General features: G+C 60.8%; 2 protein-coding genes. Both read left to right on the forward strand.

The window, feature by feature from the left end; all coding sequences use genetic code 11:
* Positions 1 to 528: tryptophan 7-halogenase (locus ACTIGC_RS13530; RefSeq protein ID WP_439634916.1), on the forward strand; the 528-nt coding region annotated here is incomplete at its 5' end.
* Positions 529 to 537: 9 nt separating this feature from the next.
* Positions 538 to 1,223, forward strand: a 686-nt coding sequence (locus ACTIGC_RS13535) for a tryptophan halogenase family protein (protein ID WP_439634917.1), incomplete at its 3' end; no start/stop codon positions are given.

The raw sequence follows: 1,223 nt of genomic DNA on the forward strand, positions 1-1,223 counted from the left end.
GTGGTGGCGCTGGGCCTCGCCTCAGGCTTCCTCGAACCGCTGGAATCCACCTCCATCCACCTCATCCAGAGCGGGATATCACGGCTTCTGGCGCTCTTCCCCGATAACGGTTTTTCGAACGTCGAGATTGATGAATATAATCGGCTGACCGACCAGCAGATCAGGTTCATCCGTGACTTCATCATCCTGCATTATCACGCCAATGAGCGCGAAGGTGTGCCGCTCTGGGATGCCTGCCGCCACATGGCAATCCCGGAGACATTGGCGCGCAAGCTCGACCTCTTCCGCTGCAAGGGCCGCCTCTTCCGCTATGAGGATGAACTCTTCGCCGAAGCCAGCTGGTATGCGGTCTTGCTGGGCCAGAACGTGATGCCGGACGGCTACGACCCGCTGGTCGATACCGCGCCGGTGGAGGATGTAGCCGCCGCGCTGGAAGAGATACGCGCCATGGTGCGCGGTGCCGCCGGCTCCATGCCACTGCACGCCGACTTCATCAATCAGCATTGCCGCGCACCAGAGGCCGCCTGAGGGGACGAAATGGACGGGAACCGGATACGCAAAATCGTGATTGTGGGCGGCGGCACGGCCGGCTGGATGACGGCAGCTGCTTTGGCGAAAATTCTTGGCCCCCGCTATGCCGACATCACGCTCGTTGAATCTGAAGAGATCGGCATTGTCGGTGTGGGCGAGGCCACCATCCCGCAGATCAATATCTATAACCGCATGCTGGGGTTGGATGAGGACGATTTCGTCCGCGAGACGCAAGGTTCGTTCAAGCTGGGCATCGAGTTCGTCGACTGGGGCCGGAAGAACCACACCTATTTCCACCCGTTCGGCCCGTTCGGCGTAGACATGGAAGGCGTCTCCTTCCACGCCTACTGGCTGCGCATGATGCATGGTGGCGATCCGCGCCTTGTGACCGATTACTCGCTGACCTCGGTCGCGGCGAGCCAGAACCGCTTCATGCGGCCGGTGAATGCAGGCAATTCACCCCTTTCGCGCATCGCCTACGCCTTCCATTTTGATGCCTCGCTTTATGCGCGCTTTCTGCGCCGCTATTCCGAGGCACGCGGGGTGAAGCGCCAGGAAGGCAAGATCGTGAAGGTCCACCAGCGCGGCGAGGACGGCTTCATCGAGAGCGTCGAACTGGAAAGCGGCCAGCGCGTGGAAGGTGAGCTCTTCATCGACTGCTCGGGCTTCAGAGGCCTTTTGATCGAGCAGAC

This window comes from Glycocaulis sp. (assembly GCF_051859565.1).
Lineage (GTDB): Bacteria > Pseudomonadota > Alphaproteobacteria > Caulobacterales > Maricaulaceae > Glycocaulis.